Origin of the sequence: Croceibacterium atlanticum (genome assembly GCF_001008165.2) — a bacterium.
GTDB classification, from domain to species: domain Bacteria; phylum Pseudomonadota; class Alphaproteobacteria; order Sphingomonadales; family Sphingomonadaceae; genus Croceibacterium_C; species Croceibacterium_C atlanticum.
Genome location: NZ_CP011452.2, coordinates 2,494,892 through 2,519,615 on the forward strand (window position 1 = coordinate 2,494,892; position 24,724 = coordinate 2,519,615).

Genomic DNA, 24,724 nt, shown 5'->3' on the forward strand with positions numbered 1-24,724 from the left:
TAGAGCGGTTTGGCCGGGCCTGCGCTACGGGAAATCATGATGCAGGCCCAACCGGCATGTTGTCGATCAGCCTGGTGCTTCCGATTCGCGCCGCCACCAGCAGCCGCGCCGGTCTATCGGAGAGGGAATCCAGCGGTTCCAGCGTGGCGGCATCGGCCAGTTGCGCATAATCCACGCTGGCAAAACCCCCTGCAATCAGTTCTGCCTGCAGGCTGTCGAGCGCCCGGCCCACCGCATCGCCCGCCTCTATCGCCGCAATGGCGGCGCGCATGGCACTGGGCAGGGCGGCCGCATTGCGGCGCTGTTCGGCGGAGAGATAGGCGTTGCGGCTGCTCATGGCGAGGCCATCCCTCTCGCGCACGATGGGCACGCCGATGATGGAATCCGGATGGGGCAGGGTGAAATCGAGGTCGCGCGCCATGCGGCGGATCACGGCCAGTTGCTGCCAGTCCTTCTCGCCGAAAAAGGCGATGTCCGGCCGCACCTGGTTGAACAATTTGGCGACGACGGTGGCGACACCGTCGAAATGGCCCGGGCGGGATGCGCCGCAGAACCCTTCGCTGACGCCGGAAACGGAAATGCTGGTGGCAAAGCCATCGGGATAGACTTCCTCCACCGGCGGCGCCCATAACAGCGCCACCCCTTCGGCCTCCAGCGCGCGCTGGTCTTCCGCCAATTGCCGCGGATAGGCGTCCAGATCCTCGTTCGGGCCGAATTGCGTCGGGTTCACAAAGATCGAGACGACAACGCTTGCTGCCCTTTCCCGCGCCGTGCGGACAAGGGTGAGATGGCCTTCATGCAGGGCGCCCATGGTCGGCACGAGGGCCACCGGCCCGGTTTCGCGCAACCGGCTGACCGTTTCGCGCAGGTCCGCGAGTCTGGTGATGGTTTCCATGGCTGCGCTCTCGCGCGGAGCGGGGCCGAAGGCAAGAGCCGCCGGCCCCGCAGGGCGCGTGCGAAAGGGCGCCTGTCAGCGTGCTTCGGGGGCGGCCCCGGCCGCATCCTCGGGCAAGCCGCCCAGTTCATAGACCAGCTTCTTGTAGGCATCGAGATAGGCCAGCACGATGATCTGCCCGATCTCCGTATTCTGATAGCCGCTGGCCCCGGCGCCGCCCCAGCCGCCGCCACCCCAGAGCGATCCGCGCGCGCTCCAGCCGATGTCGGATTTGCGGGCATAGCCTTCCGCCAGCGCTTCTTCGACAGTGGTCCGGGCGTTGACGACGGACAGGATCACGTTCGCTTCGCCCTTCTTCACGTTCAACCCGCCGGCGAGACGACCGGCCCGGCCGCCCAGCAGCCCGCCGATACCGCCCAGTGCGGCACCCAGCCCGCCGCCGCCGGAATTGCGATTGGCGCTGACGATGTCAGGTTCGATGAAATAATCGGCAGTGCGGACCTGCCCCCCGCCGACATTGGAACCATCCTGCAATTCGCCCTGTTCCGCCAGCGCGCGTTCCATGGCCCGGCTGCCCAGAGACCGGCCGCGATTGACCAGGCTGAAACAGCCCGAACGCTGCACGAACAACCGCAGGATCGCTTCGGGACTGCCGAGATTATATTCGCGCCACCATTTGTTGTCGGGTTCAACGATGGCAATCGTGCCCAGATTGCGCGTGCATTGCGGAATTTCCGCCTGGCCTTCTTCCTGCTGTTGCCGCCCGGAAGATCTGTCTTGCGCCTGGGCCGGCGCTGCAACCATCCCGAACGCCAGAGTCATGGCCGCGGCGTATTGTTTGAGATTTGTCATGATGGGTCGTCCCCCGATCTGAAAGTGGCCGTCACGTCTCTTGCGGACGAGGTGCGGCCTGGTCAGCGACCCGGAAACCGGAGAATAACCCGTGGCTGAAATCAGGCCAAGGCTTTCGCTCCGCGTGGCGCTTGGATACAAGCCAGGTCATTCTAGAAACCAGCGAAGAAAGCTCAATCCTTCCGTGTCCTTGTCCTCCGCAGCCCCGCACCGTGTCGTTTTCGCCAATGAGAAGGGCGGAACCGGCAAATCGACCACGGCCGTGCATGTCGCAGTGGCTCTGGCCTATCAGGGCGCGAAGGTGGCGGCGATCGACCTCGATCCGCGGCAGAGGACATTGTACCGCTATCTGGAAAATCGCAGCGAAACGGAACAGAGGCGCGGCATCGAAATGCCGGGCGCACGCTTTGCGGTGTTTGAAGGCGGGAACGAGGAAGAGCTGGAAGAACGCGCCGCCGAACTGGGCGAGGGTGTGGATTTCCTGATTTTCGATACACCCGGCCGTGACGATCCGCTGGCGCGCTATGTCGCGACACAGGCGGATACGCTGGTCACGCCGATGAATGACAGCTTCGTCGATTTCGACCTGATCGGGCAAGTGGACGCAGAAAGCTTCAAGGTCCGCCGGCTCAGCTTCTATGCCGAACTGATCTGGGAAGCGCGCAAGAGCCGTGCGCTGAAACAGATCAAGGAACAAAGGCGCGAAATGGATTGGGTGGTCGTGCGCAACCGCGTTCAGCGGCTGGATGCGCGCAACCAGAAGCGTGTTGACCAGGCGCTGTCGGAACTTTCCCGCCGCGTCGGTTTCCGCGTGTCCCCCGGCCTTTCCGAACGCGTGATCTATCGCGAATTGTTCCCCTCCGGCCTGACGCTGCTCGATCGCGGACAATTGGGCGAACTGGGCACCAGCCATCTGGTCGCGCGGCAGGAATTGCGGGCGCTGGTGGCCAATCTCAACCTGCCCAAGGCGGCCAGGCAGGCAAGCGAAGCGGCCTGATCCGATGGGCAAGCTGCTGATCATCGCGGCGATCGCAGTCATATGCTGGAAGATGTTTACTGGCCGCTGGCCGTGGCAGCCCAGAATTTCCGCGCGCCAGCAGGCGGTGTTCAATGCGCGCCGATTGCTGGGAGTCGAAACCGCCGCCAGCCGGCAGGAAATTCTCACCGCGCACAAACGCCTTGTGGCGATGGTCCACCCCGATCGCGGCGGAAGCAGTGCCCAGGTCCATGAAGCGAATGCTGCACGCGACCTGCTGCTGGATCAATTGCCACACGACACTGTTACTTAAGGTATTAACCGGGCTACAAGCGGGTCGCAATTCAACGAACAAGCCCTTGTTATCCATTGATCAGGAGCCTGCATGTCCCACCAGTTCGATTCCACTGTCCTGCGTGAATACGATATTCGCGGCATTATCGGCGAAACGCTTGGCGCCGACGATGCCCGCGCCATCGGCCGCAGTTTCGGGACTCTTCTGCGCCGGGCGGGCGGCAAGCTGGTGGCAGTCGGTTATGACGGGCGCGTAAGCTCCCCGATGCTGGAACACGCGCTGGTGGAAGGTTTGACGGCCAGTGGCTGCGATGTGCGCCGGATCGGCATGGGCCCTACGCCGATGCTGTATTACGCGGAAGCTTCAGCGGAAGAGGTCGATGGCGGAATACAGATAACCGGCAGCCATAATCCCGCCAATTACAATGGCTTCAAGATGGTATTTCAGGGTCGGCCGTTTTTCGGCAAGGACATCCTGACCATCGGGGAAATGGCCGCGAAGGGCGATTGGGATGACGGGACCGGCTCTGTCGAGCAGGTCGATGTCATGGACGCCTATATCGATCGGATGCTGGAAGGGCTGGCCGGGATCGCCCCTGAAAAGCTCGCTTCGCTCAAGGTCGGCTGGGACGCGGGGAATGGCGCCGCCGGGCCCGCGCTCGAACGGCTGGCCGCCCGCCTGCCCGGCGAGCATCATCTCCTCTATACCGAGGTGGATGGAAGTTTTCCGAACCATCATCCCGATCCCACTGTTCCGGAAAATCTTGAAGATTTGATCAAGCTTGTCGCGGACAAGAAGCTCGATTTCGGTATCGCTTTCGATGGAGACGGGGACCGGATCGGTGCGATCGACGGTGAAGGCCGCGTGATCTGGGGCGATCAATTGCTGATGATCTATGCCGAAGACCTGCTGACGCGGCAGAGCGGCGCGACGATTATCGCCGATGTGAAGGCCAGCCGCGCCCTGTATGATCGCGTGGCGGAACTGGGCGGCAAGCCCTTGATGTGGAAGACCGGCCACAGCCTGATAAAGTCCAAAATGAAGGAAACAGGTTCGCCGCTGGCCGGCGAAATGAGCGGCCATGTCTTTTTTGCCGATGAATATTACGGCTATGACGATGCGCTTTATGCCGGTGTACGCCTGATCGCGGCCTCCGCGCGGCTGGGCAAGACAGTCACCCAATTGCGCAGCGCGATGCCGGAAATGGTCAATACGCCGGAAATGCGCTTCCAGGTCGATGAAAGCCGCAAATTCGCCGCCATCGATGAAGTGAAGGAACGGCTGAAGGACAGCCCCTCCGACGTGAACGATACGGATGGCGTGCGTGTCACCAATGACGATGGCTGGTGGCTGCTGCGTGCGTCTAACACGCAGGATGTGCTGGTGGCCCGTGCGGAAAGCTTCACGGAAGAAGGGCTTGCCCGGCTGATGGCGCAGATCGATGAACAGCTGGCCCTGTCCGGCCTGAAGCGCGGGCCCCAGGCCGGACATTGAAAGAAGCATCTCTCTGAAGAAGCTGCTGGACCTCGCCGTTGATGAGTTGGGCGAAACCATGCAGGCGGAAGGGGATGCTGATGCGGCCAGAGATTAGAGGTGCCACTGCGGTGTGGGTAAAGGCCTGCCCCGCAATGGCCCTGCTTGTGGTCTAGGCGGGGCCGCATGGCCGCTCTTGCGGATTTGCTGCGCGCGGAATGGCGCGAACTGATATCGGTCCGGCCGAGTGACCGGCCGTGGCAATTGCCCTTCGCCGCGGCATTGGCGGCGGGCGTCCCGCTGATGACCGCTGCCGCGCTGGACCAGATGGCAGCTGGTGCCGTCATGGCCTTGGCCGCGCTGACATTCCTTTATCTGCCGCCCACCGATATGCGCCACCGCATGGCCACGATCATGGCCTGCGCCCTGGGAATGATTGCCTGTTACACGATTGGCCTGGTCGTTCACGCCGTGCCGGTGGCGCGGATCCCTGTTCTGGCGATTGCCGCGCTGATCATCACATTTGCCTGTCGTAGTTTCCGCGTGCTTCCCCCCGGCGGCATGTTTTTTATCATGGCGGCGGCGATTGCCGCTTTCAGCCCCGGCGATCTGGCGGAGATACCGGCGCGGGCGGGCATGATGGCAATCGGCTGCATCTTCGCCTGTTTCGTGGCGTTTCTTTACAGCCTGTATGTGCTGCGCCGAAAACCTGCCGATGCGCCGCCCCCTCCGCCTGACGGAGCGGCGATGGCGGTGATCCGCGTGGATTCAGTGATTATCGGCCTGTTTGTGGGCTTTTCGCTCGTAATTGCAGAGCTGTTGGCGCTGGATAAACCCTATTGGGTGCCGGTCAGCTGCCTGGCCATTATCCAGGGCATGTCACTGCGCGCAGCATGGAACCGCCAGATCCACCGTATCATCGGCACGGCGCTGGGGCTGGGCGTGACATGGGCCTTGCTCAGCTTCGTACATGGTCCATGGGGCGTGGCGATCGGCATCATGGTGCTGCATTTCGTGATCGAAATGGCGGTTGTGCGGCATTATGGTTTCGCCGTGATGTTCATCACCCCGCTCACCATCTTGCTGGCCGAAGCGCCGACTCTGGGAGACGCGGATGTGGGCGCATTGATGGAGGCGCGTTTCATCGATTCCGCACTTGGCGCCATTATCGGTTTTGTCGGGGCCGCCTGTCTGCATAATCCGCGAATCCGCGCCCGGTTCGCGCAGATTCCGGGATTGGGCGCGGGGCGGCCCGGCGGCGTGTGAACCCGGCAGCGGACATTGCCCTGCCGCCGGAGATAGAGGCGTGGTTCGCCGGGCGCGGCTGGCGAATTCGGCGGCATCAGCGTGAAATGCAGGCCGCGCACAGCGCCGGGAAGCATGCGCTTCTGGTGGCCGATACCGGCGCGGGCAAGACACTGGCAGGCTTCCTGCCGACCTTGGTTGATTTCTGCCCTTCCGGCGGCGTGCAGCCGGGCGAGGGGCTGCACACGCTTTATATCTCGCCGCTCAAGGCGCTGGCGCATGACGTGCAGCGCAATCTGCTGGCGCCAGTACAGGAAATGGGCCTGCCCATCCGCATCGAAACGCGCAGCGGGGATACCCCGTCCGACCGGCGCAAGCGGCAGATCGGCAAACCACCCGACATATTGCTGACAACGCCGGAAAGCCTTTCCTTGCTGCTTTCCTATCCGGACAGTTTCCAGCTTTTTGCCGGTCTCCGGCGCGTTGTGATCGACGAGGTGCACGCCTTTGCGACCGGCAAGCGCGGCGATCTGCTGGCGCTCGCCCTGTCACGCTTGCAGGCAATCGCGCCCGATATGCAGCGCGCGGCCCTTTCCGCCACGGTGGCCAGCCCGGAGGCATTTCGGGAATGGCTGGCGCCATGGGGCGATGTGGACAGCGTGACTGTGGTGGAGGGGGAGAAAGGCGCCCCGCCCGAAGTTGAAATCCTTCTGCCACGGGAAGAGCGTGTCCCATGGGGCGGCCATGCCGCCATCTGGGCGATACCGCAGCTTTACGAGGAGATACGCCGCAACCGGACGACGCTTGTCTTTACCAATACCCGGTTCCTGGCCGAGTATATCTTCCGCAATCTGTGGGATGCGAATGAGGATAATCTGCCTATCGCGATCCATCACGGATCGTTGAGCGTGGAGGCCCGCCGCAAGGTGGAAGGCGCGATGGCGCGGGGGGAATTGCGGGCGCTTGTGGCTACGGCCAGTCTCGATCTTGGGGTGGATTGGGGCGATGTGGACTGCGTGGTGCAAATGGGCGCGCCAAAAGGATCCAGCCGCCTGCTGCAACGCATCGGGCGCGCCAATCACCGGCTCGATCAGCCCAGCCGGGCAATTCTGGTCCCCGGCAATCGGTTTGAATTTCTGGAAGCTACTGCGGCCAAGGATGCCGTGGACGAGGGCCGGCGTGACGGGGAGGATTTTCGCCCCGGCGGGCTGGATGTGCTGGCGCAACATGTGATGGCCTGTGCCTGCGCGGCGCCTTTTGACGAGAATGCGCTGCTGGCGGAAATCCGCGCGAGCCTGCCCTATGCCTGGATTGATGAAACGATCTGGCAACGCGTGCTCAATTTCGTCGCCACGGGCGGTTATGCGTTGAAAGCCTATGACAAGTTCCGCCGGATCACGCGCGATACGGATGGCTTCTGGCGTCTGACTCATCCCGAACAGGCGCAGCGCCACCGCATGAATGCGGGGATCATCGTCGATTCCGAAATGCTGGATGTACGTTTCCGCAACGGCCGTTCGCTTGGCAAGGTGGAGGAACGTTTCGCCGCCTCGCTAAAGCCGGGCGATACGTTCCAGTTTGCCGGGCTCGATCTGGAGGTCGAGCAATTGCGCGATATGGAACTGGTGGTGCGCGCATCGCGGCGGGGGGCGATGATCCCGTCCTATAGCGGGCTGCGGCTGCCCTTATCCACGCATCTGGCGGACCGGGTTCAGGCCATGTTGACGGATCGTGCAGGCTGGGCGCGGTTCCCGGACGATGTGCGCGAATGGCTGGAGGTGCAGGCCTGGCGTTCCCATCTGCCCGCGCCGGGGCGGCTGCTGGTGGAAAGCTTCCCCCATGGCGGGCGGGAATATACGGCTTTCTACACTTTCACCGGCTGGAACGCGAACCAGTCCCTGGGGATGCTGATTACCAAGCGGATGGAAGATCGCGGCCTGATGCCGGGGGGCTTTGTCGCCAATGATTATTCGCTGGCGGTCTGGGGGCTGAAAAAGGTTGAGGATCCGGCGCCGCTGCTGTCGCCGGAAATCCTCAACCATGAATTCGTCGACTGGGTGCAGGATTCCTATCTGCTGCGCCGCGCCTTTCGCGAAGTGGCGGTGATCTCCGGACTGGTGGAGCGGCAGCATCCGGGCAAGCGCAAGACCGGGCGGCAGGTCACGTTTTCAACCGATCTCATCTATGATGTGCTGCGCAAATATGAGCCGGACCATGTGCTGATAGAAGCGGCCTGGGCGGATGCACGCGCGAAGATGACCGATATCGGCCGCCTGGGTGATCTGCTGGATCGGGCGGTTGGCCATATCGATCATGTGCAGCTGGATCGGGTCAGCCCCCTTGCCGTGCCGGTCATGGTGATGCTGGGGCGGGAAAGCCTGCCGCAAGGATCCGTGGATGATGAATTGCTGCTCGAAGCCGAAACGCTGGCCGGCGCGGCGATGCAGCTCGATCCGCTGGAAGATGAGGAAGAGTAGGGAGTCGGATCAGGCCCAGCTCTCCTGCGCACGCTCAGACGGTGGATCATGGCGGGGCGGGTGTTGCCGGACAAAGGGCATGGGACCGCCCTGCTCACCCTTCAGCTGAAAGGAACGCCAGCGAGGCGCGTTCCGTGTTCCCATTGCGAAAAGGGCGATGTTCTGCCTGCGCCGCGGGCAAAGAAAAAGGGGCGGGAAGACCCGCCCCTTTTCATGTTTGTTTCCGTGACCGGCTTACTTGCCGAAGACCCGGTATTTCTCGTTTCCGACGAAGCCGAATTTCGTCACGCCGGAGGCCTTGATGATGTTGAGCACCTTGGCCGAGAGGTCGTAGCTAGCATTCGCTTCCGGCTCGAACTGCAGTTCCGGTTCGACCGCGAAGGTCAGCGAGGTCTGCAGATTGGCCACCAGCGTACCCTGGTCGATCGTCTCGCCGTTCCACAAGATCTCGCCATTGGGGGTGAGCACGATCTTGTTCTTGACCGGATCCACCATGTTTTCAGGCGGATTGGGGTTCGGGACCGGCAGGTCAATATCGACCGAGTGCGTCGCCACGGGGATGGTGATGATGAACATGATGAGGAGAACGAGCATGACGTCGATGAGCGGCGTCGTGTTCATCTCCATCATCGGCTCGCCATCGTCCTTGCCGCCTGACATTGCCATGGGGAATTACTCCTGAAAGTCTCGCCAGTGCCCGATCAAGCGTTCGGATCGACCGGGTTGGAAATGAAGCCGACGGTCGGATAGCCAGCCGCCTGCACATTGAAGATCACACCTGCCACGCAACGCCACGGGGCGTTCACGTCACCGCGGATATGAACCTGCGGAATGAGATCCGGATCCGCCATGATCGCTTCCGGACCACCTGCGCGCTGCACGATACCGTCCAGCCGTTCGAAAGCCCGGTCATAGAGCTCGCCCGAATCGACCAGGGTCGTGTTGTTGAAGTAGATCCGGCATTCGCCGTCCCGGGTCGCGCCGGAAAAGTCGGACTGCTGCGTGCCAGCGGTGCGGCCTTGCAAGTCGGTGGTCGACACCGTGATCAGCAGGTTCTCCACCTTGTCCTTCGATTCGACGGATTCGAAGATCGGGATTTCCAGCTTTTCGATCGTCTGGATGGCGACGGGGACTGCGATAAGGAAGATGATCAGCAGCACCAGCATCACGTCCACGAGGGGCGTGGTGTTGATGTCTGACATCGGCTTTTCGGCGCCGCCTCCGCCTGCAGAAATTGCCATGTGTCTTTTCCTATCTCAGAGCTTGGTCGGAGGGGCGGGTGGCCCGCATGCCAGGTCCCGCCCCTCGTCCTTGCGAACTGCCTCAGGCCTTGGTGGCAGTGGCCGGCTTGGCCGCAGCCGGTGCCGGCTTCGGAGCAGGCTTGGCCGGAGCAGCAGTAACCGCAGGCTTCACCGAACCGCGCGAGGCGATGTTGGCCAGGATGTCGGTCGAGAAACCGCTCAGCAGTTCCGCGATCTTCTTGTTGCGGCCCTGAAGCCAGTTGTAAGCCAGAACGGCGGGAACGGCCACGAGCAGACCGATGGCGGTCATGATCAGGGCTTCACCAACCGGACCTGCGACCTTGTCGATCGAGGCCGAACCGGCGAGGCCGATATTGATGAGAGCGCGGTAGATACCGATAACCGTACCGAGCAGACCGACGAACGGTGCGGTCGCGCCCACGGTTGCCAGGAACGGCAGGCCGCCAGCCAGCTTGGAGTTGATGGAAGCTTCCGAACGCGCGAGCGAACCGTGCAGCCAGTCATGGGCTTCCAGGCTGTCAGTCATCTTCGTGTGCTGTTCTTCAGCGGCCAGAGCGTCATCGACCAGCTGGCGCCATGCACTGTTCTTTTCCAGCTTGGCGGAGCCTTCCTTCAGGGAAGACGCGCGCCAGAAAGCGCCCGAACGGATCGACTTGAACTGGCTGAAGATCTTGTTCTGTTCGAACAGCTTGGTGATCAGGATATAGAACGAACCGACAGACATGATCACGAGGACGCCGAAAATCGTCCAGGCGATCATACCGCCCTGTTCCATGGCTTCCAAGAAGCCGAATTTGTTCTGCGGAGTGGCTTCGCCGGCGGCGGCAGCCAGGATGTCAATAAGCATGCGGGTTATCCTCTTCTAGGAAAAGCCTGTATTATCAAAAGTTATCGGCTGAGCTGATACACGATTGTCGTCGCGAAGCTGCCCGTGGTGGGGTTGCCTGCATCGTCGAGAGCCGGGTTGAAACGGGCATAGCGTTCCATGCCCTCGCACGCAGCGTCGTCCAGGATGCTGGAACCGCTCGAAGAAGAGACGGAGCAGCTCGAGACACGACCGCGTTCGTCAATCGTGACGCGGACGCCAACCCTGCCTTCAGTTTCGCTGCGGATCGCACGGGAGGGGTAATTCTCCTGGATGCGTGCGGCCCAGCGGCCCTGATTGTCCGGCGTCGCACCGCGTGCCTTGGAAGGCGGCGGCGGAGGAGGCGGCGGCGCAGGCGGCGCGGCCGGCGGCACGATACGTGCTGGCGGCGCGGGCGGCGGAATGCGCGTTTGCGTCACAATGGGGGGTGGCGCCGGGTTTACGGCGATAGGCGGAGGCGGCGCAACCGGCGGCGGCGGAGCCGTTTCGGGCTCAGGCGGCGGGGGCGGCGGTTCTTCCTCCGGGGGCGGCGGTTCCTCGATATCCACCGTGGTCACACGTTCCACCGCCTTTTTATAGGCCTCATAGGCCAAGCCGGTGACGAGCGCGTAACCAATAGCAAGGTGGATCAGGCCGACGATGACAATCGCTACAACGCGACTGCCGCTCATTTGTTGGTCAGCGTAAGCCATCCAGTCCCTTTACTCCGTTACCAATCCGCCGGACGGATGCCCGGCACGAACGACCACTGTCAGAATTCGCATCTGGCAGCAGCCGCGAAGTTTTGTCCACCCTATAGGCAATGCGGCGACGTTTTGAGACGGGCTGCGAAACCTGAGGGCTGAGTTGCGGGAACCGAGTTGTTGTTTGGCTTTTGGGTCCCAATTGGCGAAGGTCTTAACGGCGATGAAAGGGTTGGGCAAACGCTTTGTCGGTTAACCCGCAATTCACATCTTTCGCGTTCCAACAGGGCCCGCAGCCGGCTTGTGACCGGCCGTGCGGCCCGTATCTAAGGAAGAATCCATGCTGCCAAGTGCCCGCAATATGCGCCTGCTGAAGGCCTGTTTCACGGCTGCAATACTCATTCCTGGGGCTGCCGTTTTTGCGCAGGATTCAAGCGTTTCGGAAACGACCCCGACAATGGTTGCCAGCTATGCCGATCTGGTCGGCCTGGCGGAGCGGGCGCCCATGGTGGCGCTGGTGGAAGTGGTGGACCAGGCGCAGGTCGAGAACGCCCGCGCGCCGGGTTTGGAGCCAGGCCACGCCCGGCTTTATTTGGAGGCAAAAACAACGGCTTTGCTGGCCGGACGGACCCCGATCGGCGAATCGGTGGCCTATCTTGTCGATGTGCCCCTCGATTCAAAAGAAAAGGCGCCAAAGCTCAAAAAGCAGCGCTTCATTCTGTTCGCCGCGCCGGTCAGCGGACGGCCCGGGGCGCTGCAACTGGTGGGCCCGCAGCTTCCGGCGAGTCCCGATCTGGAGGCGCGGCTGCGCGGCGTGATCGCGCAACTGGCCCAGCCGGATCGCCCGCCAATGGTGGAAGGGGTGCGCGATGTCATATCCGTGCCGGGCAACCTTGCCGGTGAATCGGAAACCCAGATGTTTGTGGATACGTCCAGCGGCGCGCCGGTTTCGCTCAGCGTGATCCGCCGTCCGGGCCAGCCGCCGCAATGGGGCGTGTCGTGGAGCGAGATCGTGGACCAGGCTGCCAGCGCGCCGGAGCCGGAAACGATTGAGTGGTATCGTCTGGCCTGTTCGCTGCCGCGTGAACTGCCCGAAGGTGCCTTCCTGCAGAATGATCGCGAATCGATTGCCCGCGCGCGGGAGGATTATGCCTTCATTCTCGACCAGCTCGGGCCTTGTATCCGGATCGTGGAATGATCCTCTTTCGTGCCACTGCCCCCTAGCCAATGGCGCGTCAGGGCCTTAACGCCGCGCGCTCAGCAGATGAGGGAACAGATGGCCGAACCGCTTCGCATTGCCCTGGCCGGGCTTGGAACCGTGGGGGCCGGGGTTATCCGGCTGATCGAGAGCAATGGTGCGCTGATTGCCCAGCGCGCCGGCCGCCCGATTGAAATCGTGGCGGTCTGCGCGCGCGATCGCAGCAAGGATCGCGGGGTCGACCTTTCACGCTTCGAGTGGGAAGACGACATGACCGCGCTGGCCGGGCGCGATGACGTAGATGTGGTGGTGGAACTGGTCGGCGGGTCCGACGGTCCGGCCCTTGCCCTTGCGCGCAACGCGCTGAAGGGCGGCAAGGGCCTCGTCACCGCGAACAAGGCCATGATCGCGCATCACGGCATGGAACTCGCGGAACTGGCCGAAGGTGCGCAGGTGCCGCTCAAATACGAAGCCGCAGTTGCAGGCGGGATCCCGGTGGTGAAGGGGATGCGCGAAGGTGCGGCCGCCAACCGGATCGAGCGAATCTACGGCATTCTCAACGGCACCTGTAATTACATCCTCTCCCAGATGGAGGATTCGGGCCGCGATTTTGGCGAAGTGCTGAAGGAAGCGCAGGAGCTTGGCTATGCCGAAGCCGACCCGACTTTCGACATTGAAGGCATCGATGCCGCGCACAAGCTGGCCATTCTCGCCTCGATCGCATTCGGGGCGCGGATCGATTTCAACGCGGTCGAAGTGGCGGGCATCAGCCGTGTTCTTGCCGCCGATATCGCCCAGGCAGAAGCGCTGGGCTATGTCATCCGCCTGATCGGCCTGGCCGATTGCGAAACGCTGGAGGACGGGACCCGTCGCCTGTTCCAGCGCGTCCAGCCCTATCTCGTTTCGCGCGATCACCCGCTGGCCACTGTGGACGGGCCGACCAATGCCGTGGTTTGCGAAGGCAATTATTCGGGCAGGCTGCTGTTCGAAGGCGCCGGGGCAGGGGATGGCCCCACCGCCAGCGCCGTGGTGGCGGACCTGATCGATATCGCGCGCGGCGACCGGAGCGCGCCTTTCTCCATTCCTGTCGGATTGTTGCAGTCGCTTGAGCCGGCCGAAACTGGCCATCGCCGTAACCGCACCTATCTGCGCTTCACCGTGGCGGACCGGCCCGGCGTGCTGGCGGAAATCACGGCGGCCATGCGCGATGCCAAGGTTTCCATCGAAAGCCTGATCCAGCAGGGCCGCCCCGAAGAAGGGGGAGAGGTCTTTGTCGTCATGGTCACTCATGGAGGACCGGAAAGCGGCGTGACCAAGGCGCTCGAACTTCTGGAGGGATCGCCCAGCCTGACGGACGCGCCGCTGGTCATGCGCCTGCTCGGCTGATCCGATTATCGCGGGGTGGGCATGGGCTGCAGCTCCAACGGCTTACCCCGCAATAACGTGTCGTCCCTGATTTGCGTCCGGTTACGGGACCGGTGCGGGGCTGCGCTTGCGTAATGGGCCTTGCTCGGCAATGTCACATTTCCGGCTTATCCTGCCGCACGATCACTCCACGGGAGCTTCCATGCCGACTCAGAAGATTACTCCGACCAGCCATGTCCTCGATCGCGTGCTTGTCATGGAGATGGTCCGCGTGACCGAAGCTGCGGCGATCGCGGCCTCTTCGCTGATCGGCCGAGGTGACGAGAAGGCGGCCGATGCCGCCGCCGTGGAAGCGATGCGCAAGGCGTTCGATACTCTCTATATCGATGGCACCGTGGTCATCGGCGAGGGTGAGCGCGACGAAGCGCCGATGCTGTATATCGGCGAAAAGGTCGGCGGCGCGCCGGACAAGGGGCCGAAGATCGACATTGCGCTGGATCCGCTGGAAGGCACCACCATCACCGCCAAGGCCGGCCCCAACGCGCTGGCCGTGCTGGCTGCGGCGGAAGAAGGCTGCCTGCTCAACGCGCCCGATGTCTATATGGAAAAGATCGCGGTCGGCCCCGGCTATTGCCAGGGCGTGATCAGCCTCGACAAATCGATTCGCGAAAATGTGGAAGCTGTGGCCAGCGAAAAGGGTGTCGCGCCCGCCGAGATCAATGTCTGTGTGCTGGACCGCCCACGCCATGCGGAACTGATTGCGGAACTGCGCTCGATCGGGTGCGGCGTGCACCTGATCCCCGATGGCGATGTGGCCGGCGTTATCGCCACCACCGACGAGGATACGACGATCGACATGTATATGGGCACGGGCGGCGCGCCGGAAGGCGTGCTGGCTGCGGCGGCATTGCGCTGCGCCGGTGGCCAGTTCAACGGCCGGTTGCTGTTCCGTAACGAGGATGAACGCGCCCGCGCCCGCAAATGGGGTGTGGAGGACCTGGACCGGATCTATCTTCTGGAAGACCTGGCCAAGGGAGACTGCATCTTCGCCGCCACCGGCGTGACGGATGGTTCGCTGCTGGAAGGCGTGAAGCGCAAGCGCGGTAACAAGATGACCACGGAAAGCGTGGTGATGCGGGCCAGCACCGGCACCGTTCGCTGGGTTCGCGGGGAACATCGCGTCAGGTAATCTCGCCTCGGGGGAACCTGTTCAGGCGGATTCTCCCCGGCGGGCCCGGGATGCAGGTTGCAATCGTGTGACGCTCGGTTAGAGCCGGGCCATTCGTGTCTCCGCGCAGAAAAGGGCTCTGCTGCAATGAAACTCATGGCCGGCAATTCTAACCTGCCACTCGCTCGCGCCATTGCCGGCTATCTCGAAATCCCGCTGACCGATGCCAGCGTCCGGCGATTCGCGGATGAAGAGATTTTCATCGAAATTCATGAGAATGTCCGCGGGGAAGACGTGTTCCTGGTCCAGTCGACCAGCTTCCCCGCGAATGACAATCTGATGGAATTGCTGATCGGGATCGATGCGCTGCGCCGGGCCTCTGCCCGCCGCATCACCGCCGTCATCCCTTATTTCGGCTATGCCAGGCAGGACCGGAAGCCCGGCCCGCGCACCCCGATTTCCGCCAAGCTGGTGGCCAATCTGATCACCGAAGCCGGGGCCAATCGCGTCCTTTCGGTGGATCTCCATGCCGGGCAGATCCAGGGCTTCTTCGATATTCCGACTGACAATCTCTATGCCGCGCCGGTCATGGCGGCGGATATCCTCGCCCGTTACGGGGACAAGGATCTGATGGTCGTGTCGCCGGATGTGGGCGGCGTGGTTCGCGCCCGCGCCCTGGCCAAGCGACTCGACAACGCACCGCTGGCCATTGTCGACAAGAGGCGTGAACGCCCGGGCGAATCGGAAGTGATGAACATCATCGGCGATGTGAAGGGCCGCGCATGTGTTCTGATCGACGATATCGTCGATTCGGGTGGCACGCTTTGCAATGCGGCGCAGGCTTTGATGGATGCCGGTGCGCGCAGCGTGGCGGCCTATATCACGCATGGCGTGCTTTCCGGCGGCGCCGTGGCACGAGTCGATAATTCGGCCCTGACGGAGCTGGTCATTACTGACACGATCCTGCCGACCGATGCGACGATGGATTCGCAGCGGATCAGGGTGCTGACGGTCGCGCCGCTGATTGGCGAAGCCGTGCGCCGCATCGCCGATGAAAGCAGTGTGTCGAGCCTGTTTGACTGAGGTGAATGGAGGATTGGCCATGCGTCGCATGAGGCTATTGGCGGCAGCGATCCTCATTTCTGCATCGGCGGCCTGCGCAACGGACAATTCCGCGCGGCCGGCGGCTGCGGGGGTGTTCACGCCCCCGATGGGTTCCAACCAGATATTCCACGAAGCACTTTCGGCCGCGCCGGGGCATGAACTGATTGCGGCCGATCTGGCTCTTGGCCCTGATGCGGCCGGGCAGGCCCATTGGCACCCATGGGAGGAATATCTCTATGTTCTGGCCGGCAGCGCGCTGGTCGAAATAGAGGGGGAACCGCAGCGTGTCGTCCTGCCGGGGCAGAGCTTCATCATACCGGCGCGTGCGGTCCACACGCCGCGCGCCGGCAGCCAGGGCGTCCGCGCGATCGTGCTGCGGGTCCATGATGCGGGCGATCCGGAGAGCGTGCCTGCTGAAACGAAGGAAACAGAGTGAATCTGACGGCTGAAACGGCCTTGGCCCACCGCCTTGCCGACGCGGCAGGTGAAGCGATCCGGCCGCATTTCCGATCCGCGGTGGAGGCGGAGCGGAAGGGCGATTCCACGCCTGTCACCATTGCCGATCGCGCGGCGGAAGAGGCGATGCGCCGGATCCTGACGGCCGAATTCCCGCAGGATGGCATCCATGGGGAGGAATTCGGCGTGAGCGAGGGCCGGTCCGGCCGGCAATGGGTGCTCGATCCGATCGATGGCACCACCGCATTCCTCTCCGGACGGCCGATATTCGGTACACTCATCGCCCTTCTGGTCGATGGGTTCCCGGTGCTCGGCATGATCGACCAGCCGATTCTTGGTGAACGCTGGCTCGGAGTGGCGGGCGCGCCCACCACCTTCAACGGCAAGCCCGTGAAGACGCGCGCCTGCAGGGACCTGTCCGACGCCGCCCTGGCGACCACCGGCCCGCAATATTTCTCGCAGGAAGAGGGCGACGTGTTCATGGCCCTCGCCGCCAAGACCGATCACAAGCGGATGATCATGGGCGGGGACTGCTACAATTACGGCCTGCTCGCATCCGGTTTTCTGGACGTGGTCTGCGAAGCCGGGCTGAAACTGCATGATTATGCCGCACTTGTCCCCGTGGTGGAGGGGGCGGGTGGCACGATGTGCGACTGGAACGGCGATCCGCTGCATGGCGGATCGGGCGGACATGTGCTCGCGCTGGGCGATTCGGCGCGGCTGGAGGATGTGCTGGAAGCCATGGGCGGCCACCACCACCACTGATTCGCGGCTGGAGGAAAGATGCGCCTGTTTGTTTATGGAGTGCTGATCCGCGAACTGGCGCAGGGCCGCGCCGCGGAACTCGTCGCCGCGCTGGAAGAAGGCATTCCCGCCACTGCGCGGGGCACTCTTTATGCCGTGCGCGGGGAAGGCGATGGTTGGTATCCGATCATGCTGCACGATCCCGAAGGCGGGGAAATCCACGGCATCGTGCACGAAGCGGGCCGTGTGGAATGGCAGGCGATGGATGAATTCGAAGACGCGCATGACGGCCCCGATGCCGAATATAACAGGCGTGAAATTCCCGTGATGCTGCCCAATGGCTTCTCCACCATGGCTTATGCCTACTGCTATGCGCGTGATGTGCCGAAGGATGCCGAACCTATCCCCCACGGCGATTTCGGCCGCTGGTTGCGTGAAACGGGGCGTGGTCCGATTACCGGGCGTTAGGGCTTGCCTTTTTCGCGATTTGAGCTTAACCGCGCGGCCTTCACCGACACGTGATTTATCTTCCGGTCTGGCCACAAGGGCTGCCAGGGCTGGTTGGACGTGTCCCTGACAAGGAGACGAAAATGCCCAAGATGAAGACCAAGAGCGGTGTGAAGAAGCGCTTCAAGATCACCGCCAACGGCAAGGTCAAGCATGGCGTGGCAGGCAAGCGCCACCGGCTGATCAGCCACAACGCCAAGTATATCCGCCAGAACCGCGGTACCGAAGTGATCTCTGACGCTGATGCGAAGACGATCAAGAAATGGGCCCCCTACGGCCTCGGCTGAGCCCGGTTCAAGGACAGGAGAACTAGACCATGCCCCGTATCAAGCGCGGCGTTACCACGCGCCAGAAGCACAAGCGGATTCTCGATCAGGCGAAGGGCTATCGCGGCCGTCGCAAGAACACGATTCGCATCGCCCGCCAGGCCGTCGAAAAGGCCGGCCAGTATGCCTATCGCGACCGCAAGGTTAAGAAGCGGAACTTCCGTGCGCTGTGGATTCAGCGTATTAACGCGGCAGTTCGCGCTGAAGGCCTGACCTATTCGCAGTTCATGCACGGCGTGAAGCTCGCCGGTATCGAACTGGACCGGAAGGTGATGGCCGACCTGGCGATGAACGAGGGCGCTGCTTTCGGCGCCATCGTCAAGCAGGCGAAGGCGGCCCTTCCGGCCTGATTCGACCTCGGAAGGACGCCTAGCAAAGGGGCGCGGATGGCTAGGCTGTCCGCGCCCCTTTTCTGTGCGCGGGAAGTGCTTGGAAAAGCGCGGAATTGTCTCATTCCGGGAATGAAGGGGCAATTCTGAAAGCGTGCCCGACGCGCGAATTGCTGGCAGGGTAATGTCCATATCGGAGCAATTTTTCATGGACATGAGCTGATTTATCTCATTCAAAGGGTTTACGCGTTGCCAACCGCGGCAACATCCGGGGGTTAGGTATTCGGCGCGCATAAATGGCGTGGGATTCCGATGAGCGGGTCGGTCGCATAGGACATGGCTGAAGACTTCAGCATCAATATTCAGTTCTATACGCTCTCGGAAGAGCTCCAGCCGTATTTCACGGCCCTGTATCTGTTCGACATTACCTGCCCCGAAGGGGAATATGTGCAGGACTGCCTGCATCCGGAATGGGCGGCCATGCGTTTCAGCGAAGGCGTGCCGCCCATCGGGGCCGTGGGTTCCGCGCCCCTCAAGACGCAATGGCCCTTCGTGGTCAGCGGCCCTACCAGCCAGCCGATACATTTCCGCCTGCTCACCTCGCGAACCTGGGGCCTGGGCGTGCTGCCCGCCGGCTGGGCCAAATTCGTGGATGGCAGCGCGCGGGATTTTGCCGATCGGACGGTCGACGGCTCCGGCGAAGCGGCTTTTTCGATCTTCACCCCGATCCTGGACATCGTGCGGGGCGTCAATGCGCCGCAGGACGAAGTGGCGGAACGGATCAACGCCTATCTCATGCATCATGTGGGTCGCCCCGCCCGCCACGTCCGGCGGGTGCGGGCCTGCCATGATCTGATGCGCGATCCCGGCCTGCGCACGGTTAGTGAGCTGGGGGAACGGCTCGGCATCAGTTCCCGATCGCTGGAACGCCTATGCGCTCGCTATTTCGGCTTTCCGCCCAAGCTGATGCTGCGCCGCCAGCGCTTCATCCGCAGCCTGGCCCAGTTCATGCTCAACGGGCATCACAGCTGGAGCGAGGCAATCGACGATCAATATCACGATCAGTCGCAATTCGTCCGGGATTTCCGGTCTTTCATGGGCATGACACCCAGCGAATATGCGGATTCGCCACATCCGATCATCGAACGCATCATGAGCCAGCGCATGGCCGATCAGGGCGCGGCGCCGCGCACGGATTTGCCCACAATATTGCGTTATCGGCCGGACGGGCTTCGGCACGGCCTCTGACCCGCCGCGCAATTTGGGGGTTGGGGACCGGGGAAGGGCCAGCTACAGGCCGGCCCAGTGCTGACAATTGACCTTGCTGAGATGACTGAACTCGAACAGATGAAAGCCGGTGCCTGCGCCCGTATCGACGCAGCGCAGGATCTTGCCGCCCTCGAAGCCTTGCGGGTGGAGTTTCTCGGCAAGCAAGGCAGTATTTCCGGCCTGCTGAAGACGCTGGGCAAGATGAGCCCGGAAGAACGGCAGGAGAAGGCGCCGAAGATCCAGGCATTGCGCCAGGACGTGGCGGATGCCCTTGCCGCCCGCAAGGCCGCGATGGAAGAGGCGGAGCTGGAACAGCGGCTGGCGCAGGAAACGCTGGACCTGTCCCTGCCTGCGCCGGACATGCCGCGCGGCACCGTTCATCCCGTCAGCCAGGTGATGGATGAACTGGCGGAAATCTTCGCCGATCTTGGGTTCTCCGTCGCCACCGGGCCGGAGATCGAGGATGACTGGTACAATTTCACCGCGCTCAACATGCCGGAAAGCCATCCGGCCCGCGCGATGCATGATACGTTCTATTTCCCGGATCAGGCGCCCAGGGGCGGGCGCATGTTGCTGCGGACGCACACATCGCCGGTCCAGATCCGGACCATGACCGAAAAGGGCGCGCCGGTGCGGATTATTGCCCCCGGGCGCGTCTATCGCAGCGACAGCGATGCCACCCACACGCCGATGTTCCACCAGATTGAAGGTCTGGTGATCGACCGGGACATCCATCTGGGCCATCTGAAATGGACGCTGGAAACCTTCCTCAAGGCTTTCTTCGAGCGAGAGGATATCGTGCTGCGGCTGCGGCCAAGCTATTTCCCGTTCACTGAACCGTCAGTGGAAGTGGATGTCGGCTTCGCGATCGAAAACGGCAAGCGCGTGCTTGGCGGATCGGGTGACGAACCCGGCCATGGCTGGATGGAACTGCTGGGCAGCGGCATGGTCAATCGCCGGGTGATCGAATTTTCCGGCCTCGATCCGGACGAATGGCAGGGCTTCGCATTCGGCCTCGGTGTCGACCGTCTGGCCATGCTGAAATACGGGATGGACGATTTGCGCGCCTTCTTTGACGGCGATGTTCGCTGGCTGCAGCATTACGGTTTCAGCCCGTTTGACCAGCCGACCCTTTCCGGCGGGGTGGGAGCACGCGCATGAAATTCTCCCTGACCTGGCTCAAGCAATATCTTGAAACCGATGCGACGGCGGAGGAAGTGTCCGCCAAGCTCAACGCGATCGGCATCGAGGTGGAGGATCTGGAAGATCCGGCCGAAAGGCTGACCGGATTCCGCGTGGCCCACGTGTTGACCGCCGCCCCGCATCCCGATGCGGACCGGCTGCAGGTTCTTTCCGTCGACACCGGCGAAGGGGCACCGCTGCAGGTAGTCTGCGGCGCTCCCAATGCCCGCGCGGGGATGAAGGGCGTTCTCGGCCTGCCCGGCGCAGTGGTGCCGGCCAATGGCATGGTGCTGCGCAAGAGCGCGATCCGCGGTGTCGAATCCAACGGCATGATGTGCAGCGTGCGCGAACTGGAACTGGGCGACGATCACGATGGCATCATTGAACTGCCGGACGATGCGCCCATTGGCACCAGCTTTACCGAATACCGATCCGCCAGCCCCGTGTTCGACGTGGCGATCACGCCCAACCGCCCGGATTGCATGGGTGTTTATGGCATTGCGCGCGATCTGGCGGCAGCTGGCCTCGGCACTCTGAAGCCGCTCCCCCTGCGCGATGCGCCTTCCAGCTTCCCCTGTCCCGTGGAAATCCGCACGGACGATCCCGAAGGCTGCCCGGCATTTTATGGGCGGGTCATTCGCGGGGTGAAGAACGGCGCCTCGCCGGACTGGATGCAGGCGACTTTGCGTGAAGCGGGGCAGCGGCCGATCTCCGCGCTGGTCGACATCACCAATTTTGTCATGCTCGGCTTTGGCCGTCCGGCCCATGCCTATGATCTGGCCAAGCTTTCCGGCGCCGTGGTGGCCCGCCGCGCGACGGATGGCGAACAGGTTCTGGCCCTGAACGAAAAGACTTACACGCTCGACAATTCGATGACGGTGATCGCGGACGACAAGGGCGTACACGATATTGCCGGCATCATGGGTGGCGAGGATTCGGGCGTGACCGAAAACACGACCGATGTTCTGCTGGAAATCGCCTATTTCGATCCGGACCGGATCGGCGTGACCGGGCGCAGGCTGGGCCTGGCATCCGACGCGCGCACGCGTTTTGAACGCGGTGTCGATCCCGCCTTCCTCGATGACGGACTGCATTTGCTGACCCAGCTGGTGCTGGAAATCTGCGGTGGTGAAGCATCCGAAGTGGTGCGTGCGGGCAATCCGCCGAGCGAACGGAAAGCGGTCACCTACGATCCTTCCCTGGCTGAAAGGCTGGGCGGTGTTGCCATTCCCGAAGTGGAGCAGAAGCGGATCCTGGAATCGCTCGATTTCGAAGTGTCGGACGATTGGCAAGTCACCGTGCCGCTGCGCCGCCACGATGTGGAAGGCGCGCCCGACCTGGTCGAGGAAGTGGTTCGCATCCATGGCATCGACAAGGTGGAAAGCGTGGCCCTGCCGCGTGCCGATGGCGTTGCCCGGCCCACGGCCACGCCGCAGCAGGTGCTGGAACGGCGCCTGCGCCGCGCGGCGGCCGCGCGCGGGCTGAACGAGGCGGTGACCTGGTCCTTCCTCCCGCCTGCCCAGGCCGATCATTTCAGCCCCGGCGATGGCGGCCTGTGGGTGCTCGACAATCCGATCAGCGAGGACATGAAGGTCATGCGGCCTTCGCTGTTGCCGGGCCTGATCTCCGCGGCGAAGCGCAATCTGGATCGCGGCGCGGCTGGGCTGCGCCTGTTCGAGATTGGCCGGTCCTATCTGCGCGCCGATAACGGTATGAGCGACGAGCGCGCCATTCTCGGCGTGGTCCTGGCGGGGGAGAAAACCCCGCGTGGCTGGGCCAGCGGCAGGGCGATCCCGTTCGATGCCTATGATGCCAAGGCCGAAGCGGAAGCGCTGCTGGCTGCCGCCGGTGCCCCGGTGGACAAGTTGCAGGTGATGGGGGAGGCCGGTCCGCAATTCCATCCGGGCCAGTCCGCGACATTGCGATTGGGGCCGAAGAACGTGCTCGCCCGGTTCGGGGCGCTGCACCCCAGGACGCTGGAAGAATTCGACGTGGAAGGGCCCGTGGTTGCGGTGGAAATCTTCCTCGACGCGATTCCTGCAAAGAAGGGCGCGCCCAGCTTCGCGCGGGCGCCTTACAGCCCGCCCGCACTGCAATCCGTGCTGCGCGATTTCGCCTTTCTGGTCGATGCCGATCTTCCGGCCGGCGACCTGCTGCGCGCGGTGAAGGGCGCGGACAAGGCGAATATTGTCGATGCCCGCATCTTCGACAATTTCCGCGGGCAGGGCGTGCCGGAAGGCAAGAAATCGCTGGCGATCGAGGTCACGCTGCAACCGGGCGAGGCCAGTTATACGGACGAGCAGATCAAGGCGATTGCCGACAAGGTGATTGCCGCAGCGGCCAGGCAGGGCGCGGAATTGCGCGGGTGAGCCGAAGCGCCGCCATCGCTTGTGGCGAATTGGCGGCGCATTCGGCAGCCTGCGGTCCGCTGTTCCGAATGGACGTGGGTGAACAGCCCGTATAGGGGCGCCTCCCATGCCTGACGCCGTTTCCAACCGCCGTACCTTCGCCATTATCTCGCACCCCGACGCGGGTAAGACCACGCTGACCGAAAAGCTGCTGCTGCAGGGCGGGGCCATTCATCTCGCGGGGGAGGTAAAGGCGCGCGGCCAGGCGCGGCGTGCCCGGTCCGACTGGATGAAGATCGAACAGCAGCGCGGTATTTCCGTCACCAGTTCGGTCATGACGTTCGAACGGGACGGGATCACCTTCAACCTTCTCGACACGCCGGGGCACGAGGATTTTTCCGAAGATACCTATCGCACGCTGACGGCGGTCGATTCAGCGATCATGGTGCTGGACGCGGCCGCCGGTATCGAACCGCAGACGCTGAAACTGTTCGAGGTTTGCCGCCTGCGTTCGGTGCCCATCATCACGCTGATCAACAAGATCGACCGGGAAGGCCGCGATCCGTTCGAATTGCTGGACGAGATCGCAGACAAGCTGGCGCTGGATGTTTCGCCGATGAGCTGGCCTGTCGGCATGGGCGGGCTGTTCGAAGGCGTGTTTGATTTCGAGAGCGGCGAACTCCGCCTGCCCGAAGGCCCGGCGCGCGAATTCCTCGGCAAGATCGTGAAGACCACCGGAGCGGAAGACCCCGTGCTGGCGGATTATCTTTCTGCCGATGGGGTGGCCAGGGTGGCGGAAGAGGGGCTGCTTGGCCGTGAAGGCTATGCCCCCTTCGATTTCGAGGCTTATCGCAATGGCGACCTGACGCCGGTCTATTTCGGATCCGCGCTCAAGAATTTCGGGGTCGAAGAGATCATCGATGCGATCGCCAGATATGCGCCCCCGCCGCGCCCGCAGCCGGCACAGGACGGCGAAATCGGCCCCGAAAGGGACGAGGTGACCGGCTTCATCTTCAAGGTTCAGGCAAATATGGACCCCAATCACCGCGACCGGATCGCCTTCATGCGCATGGTTTCGGGGACGTTCAAACGCGGCATGAAGCTGACGCCCAGCGGCCTTGGCAAACCGATTGCCGTGCATTCGCCCATCATGTTCTTCGCCCAGGACCGGGAAATCGCCGATACGGCAGAGGCGGGCGACATTATCGGCATCCCGAACCACGGCACCTTGCGGGTGGGCGATTCGCTGTCGGAAAAGAACGAGGTGCGCTTTACCGGCCTGCCCAATTTCGCGCCGGAAATCCTGCGCCGCGTGCAATTGCGCGATCCGACCAAGACCAAGCAATTGCGCAAGGCGCTGGACGATCTTTCGGAAGAAGGCGTGATCCAGGTCTTCTATCCGGAAATAGGCGCGCAATGGATCATCGGCGTAGTCGGCCAGCTCCAGCTGGAAGTGCTGATCGCCAGGCTGGAGGCGGAATACAAGGTGGAAGCCGGGCTGGAGGCATCGCCCTTCGCCACGGCGCGCTGGATCACCGGCAGCGATGCGGCCCTGGCCGATTTCGAACAGTTCAACCGCGCCAATCTCGCCCGCGATCGGGACAATGATCTCGTCTTCATGGCCAAATCGCCATGGGACGTGAATTATCAGCAGGAAAAGAACCCGGAACTGACCTTCTCCGCGACCAAGGAACGATAAGCTTCC

General features: G+C 62.9%; 24 protein-coding genes. 18 read left to right on the forward strand and 6 right to left on the reverse strand.

Annotated elements, in window-relative coordinates; translation table 11 throughout:
* Nucleotides 1–34: 34 nt before the first annotated feature.
* Complete coding sequence (gene panC / locus WYH_RS11820) at nucleotides 35–895, reverse strand: pantoate--beta-alanine ligase (RefSeq protein ID WP_046903991.1); 861 nt, start codon at nucleotides 893–895, stop codon at nucleotides 35–37.
* 75 nt (nucleotides 896–970) lie between these two features.
* Complete coding sequence (locus tag WYH_RS11825) at nucleotides 971–1,717, reverse strand: CsgG/HfaB family protein (RefSeq protein WP_235979394.1); 747 nt, start codon at nucleotides 1,715–1,717, stop codon at nucleotides 971–973.
* A 220-nt stretch (nucleotides 1,718–1,937) separates the two neighbouring features.
* Here WYH_RS11825 and WYH_RS11830 point away from each other — a divergent pair, with 220 nt between their 5' ends.
* The 5 genes from WYH_RS11830 to WYH_RS11850 all read left to right on the forward strand — a co-directional run bounded on the left by WYH_RS11830 (nucleotide 1,938) and on the right by WYH_RS11850 (nucleotide 8,213).
* Complete coding sequence (locus WYH_RS11830; RefSeq protein WP_046905127.1) at nucleotides 1,938–2,744, forward strand: division plane positioning ATPase MipZ; 807 nt, start codon at nucleotides 1,938–1,940, stop codon at nucleotides 2,742–2,744.
* 4 nt (nucleotides 2,745–2,748) lie between these two features.
* On the forward strand, nucleotides 2,749–3,036 hold the full coding sequence (locus WYH_RS11835; RefSeq protein WP_046903993.1) for a J domain-containing protein: 288 nt from the start codon (nucleotides 2,749–2,751) through the stop codon (nucleotides 3,034–3,036).
* 72 nt (nucleotides 3,037–3,108) lie between these two features.
* The gene (gene pgmG / locus WYH_RS11840; RefSeq protein WP_046903994.1) at nucleotides 3,109–4,512 is read left to right on the forward strand and encodes a phosphoglucomutase/phosphomannomutase PgmG; all 1,404 of its coding nucleotides are present in this window, start codon (nucleotides 3,109–3,111) and stop codon (nucleotides 4,510–4,512) included.
* Between the two features lie 165 nt (nucleotides 4,513–4,677).
* A complete protein-coding gene (locus WYH_RS11845) occupies nucleotides 4,678–5,757 on the forward strand; it encodes an FUSC family protein (protein ID WP_046903995.1) in 1,080 nt (359 codons plus the stop codon).
* Nucleotides 5,754–8,213 (forward strand): ligase-associated DNA damage response DEXH box helicase, encoded by a 2,460-nt coding sequence (locus tag WYH_RS11850; protein WP_179945411.1) that lies wholly within the window; start codon nucleotides 5,754–5,756, stop codon nucleotides 8,211–8,213. The genes WYH_RS11845 and WYH_RS11850 overlap by 4 nt, the downstream gene beginning before the upstream one ends.
* Nucleotides 8,214–8,447: 234 nt before the next feature.
* Here the strand turns inward: WYH_RS11850 and WYH_RS11855 are convergent, their stop codons facing one another.
* The 4 genes from WYH_RS11855 to WYH_RS11870 all read right to left on the reverse strand — a co-directional run bounded on the left by WYH_RS11855 (nucleotide 8,448) and on the right by WYH_RS11870 (nucleotide 11,011).
* Nucleotides 8,448–8,879, reverse strand: a complete 432-nt coding sequence (locus tag WYH_RS11855; RefSeq protein ID WP_046903996.1) for an ExbD/TolR family protein — start codon at nucleotides 8,877–8,879, stop codon at nucleotides 8,448–8,450.
* A gap of 35 nt (nucleotides 8,880–8,914) precedes the next feature.
* The gene (locus WYH_RS11860; protein ID WP_179945412.1) at nucleotides 8,915–9,454 is read right to left on the reverse strand and encodes an ExbD/TolR family protein; all 540 of its coding nucleotides are present in this window, start codon (nucleotides 9,452–9,454) and stop codon (nucleotides 8,915–8,917) included.
* 82 nt (nucleotides 9,455–9,536) lie between these two features.
* The gene (locus WYH_RS11865; protein ID WP_046903997.1) at nucleotides 9,537–10,322 is read right to left on the reverse strand and encodes a MotA/TolQ/ExbB proton channel family protein; all 786 of its coding nucleotides are present in this window, start codon (nucleotides 10,320–10,322) and stop codon (nucleotides 9,537–9,539) included.
* A 41-nt stretch (nucleotides 10,323–10,363) separates the two neighbouring features.
* Complete coding sequence (locus WYH_RS11870) at nucleotides 10,364–11,011, reverse strand: TonB family protein (RefSeq protein ID WP_235979256.1); 648 nt, start codon at nucleotides 11,009–11,011, stop codon at nucleotides 10,364–10,366.
* A gap of 352 nt (nucleotides 11,012–11,363) precedes the next feature.
* Between WYH_RS11870 and WYH_RS11875 the strand changes: the two genes are divergently transcribed.
* The 13 genes from WYH_RS11875 (at nucleotide 11,364) to WYH_RS11935 (ending at nucleotide 24,718) form a co-directional block, all read left to right on the forward strand.
* Nucleotides 11,364–12,221 carry a hypothetical protein gene (locus WYH_RS11875; RefSeq protein WP_082347965.1) on the forward strand — a complete coding sequence of 286 codons (858 nt, stop codon included), beginning with the start codon at nucleotides 11,364–11,366 and terminating at the stop codon, nucleotides 12,219–12,221.
* A 78-nt stretch (nucleotides 12,222–12,299) separates the two neighbouring features.
* The gene (locus WYH_RS11880; RefSeq protein WP_046905131.1) at nucleotides 12,300–13,607 is read left to right on the forward strand and encodes a homoserine dehydrogenase; all 1,308 of its coding nucleotides are present in this window, start codon (nucleotides 12,300–12,302) and stop codon (nucleotides 13,605–13,607) included.
* 181 nt (nucleotides 13,608–13,788) lie between these two features.
* Nucleotides 13,789–14,775, forward strand: coding sequence for a class II fructose-bisphosphatase (gene glpX / locus WYH_RS11885; protein WP_046905132.1), 987 nt, complete (start codon nucleotides 13,789–13,791; stop codon nucleotides 14,773–14,775).
* 126 nt (nucleotides 14,776–14,901) lie between these two features.
* Complete coding sequence (locus tag WYH_RS11890; RefSeq protein WP_046903999.1) at nucleotides 14,902–15,837, forward strand: ribose-phosphate pyrophosphokinase; 936 nt, start codon at nucleotides 14,902–14,904, stop codon at nucleotides 15,835–15,837.
* Nucleotides 15,838–15,856: 19 nt separating this feature from the next.
* Nucleotides 15,857–16,294: a cupin domain-containing protein gene (locus tag WYH_RS11895; protein ID WP_169780768.1), complete on the forward strand. Its 438-nt coding sequence runs from the start codon at nucleotides 15,857–15,859 to the stop codon at nucleotides 16,292–16,294.
* Nucleotides 16,291–17,079, forward strand: coding sequence for a histidinol-phosphatase (gene hisN, locus WYH_RS11900; RefSeq protein WP_046904000.1), 789 nt, complete (start codon nucleotides 16,291–16,293; stop codon nucleotides 17,077–17,079). Before WYH_RS11895 ends, hisN begins: the two co-directional genes overlap by 4 nt.
* Nucleotides 17,080–17,097: 18 nt before the next feature.
* Nucleotides 17,098–17,526, forward strand: a complete 429-nt coding sequence (locus tag WYH_RS11905; protein ID WP_046904001.1) for a gamma-glutamylcyclotransferase family protein — start codon at nucleotides 17,098–17,100, stop codon at nucleotides 17,524–17,526.
* A gap of 122 nt (nucleotides 17,527–17,648) precedes the next feature.
* A complete protein-coding gene (gene rpmI / locus WYH_RS11910; RefSeq protein ID WP_046905134.1) occupies nucleotides 17,649–17,852 on the forward strand; it encodes a 50S ribosomal protein L35 in 204 nt (67 codons plus the stop codon).
* A 29-nt stretch (nucleotides 17,853–17,881) separates the two neighbouring features.
* Nucleotides 17,882–18,241, forward strand: coding sequence for a 50S ribosomal protein L20 (gene rplT, locus WYH_RS11915; RefSeq protein WP_046904002.1), 360 nt, complete (start codon nucleotides 17,882–17,884; stop codon nucleotides 18,239–18,241).
* A 315-nt stretch (nucleotides 18,242–18,556) separates the two neighbouring features.
* Nucleotides 18,557–19,468 carry an AraC family transcriptional regulator gene (locus tag WYH_RS11920; protein WP_053833561.1) on the forward strand — a complete coding sequence of 304 codons (912 nt, stop codon included), beginning with the start codon at nucleotides 18,557–18,559 and terminating at the stop codon, nucleotides 19,466–19,468.
* Between the two features lie 81 nt (nucleotides 19,469–19,549).
* The gene (gene pheS / locus WYH_RS11925; protein ID WP_046904003.1) at nucleotides 19,550–20,650 is read left to right on the forward strand and encodes a phenylalanine--tRNA ligase subunit alpha; all 1,101 of its coding nucleotides are present in this window, start codon (nucleotides 19,550–19,552) and stop codon (nucleotides 20,648–20,650) included.
* Nucleotides 20,647–23,040 carry a phenylalanine--tRNA ligase subunit beta gene (gene pheT, locus WYH_RS11930; RefSeq protein WP_046904004.1) on the forward strand — a complete coding sequence of 798 codons (2,394 nt, stop codon included), beginning with the start codon at nucleotides 20,647–20,649 and terminating at the stop codon, nucleotides 23,038–23,040. The genes pheS and pheT overlap by 4 nt, the downstream gene beginning before the upstream one ends.
* A 106-nt stretch (nucleotides 23,041–23,146) precedes the next feature.
* Nucleotides 23,147–24,718 carry a peptide chain release factor 3 gene (locus tag WYH_RS11935; protein ID WP_046904005.1) on the forward strand — a complete coding sequence of 524 codons (1,572 nt, stop codon included), beginning with the start codon at nucleotides 23,147–23,149 and terminating at the stop codon, nucleotides 24,716–24,718.
* Nucleotides 24,719–24,724: the final 6 nt, after the last annotated feature.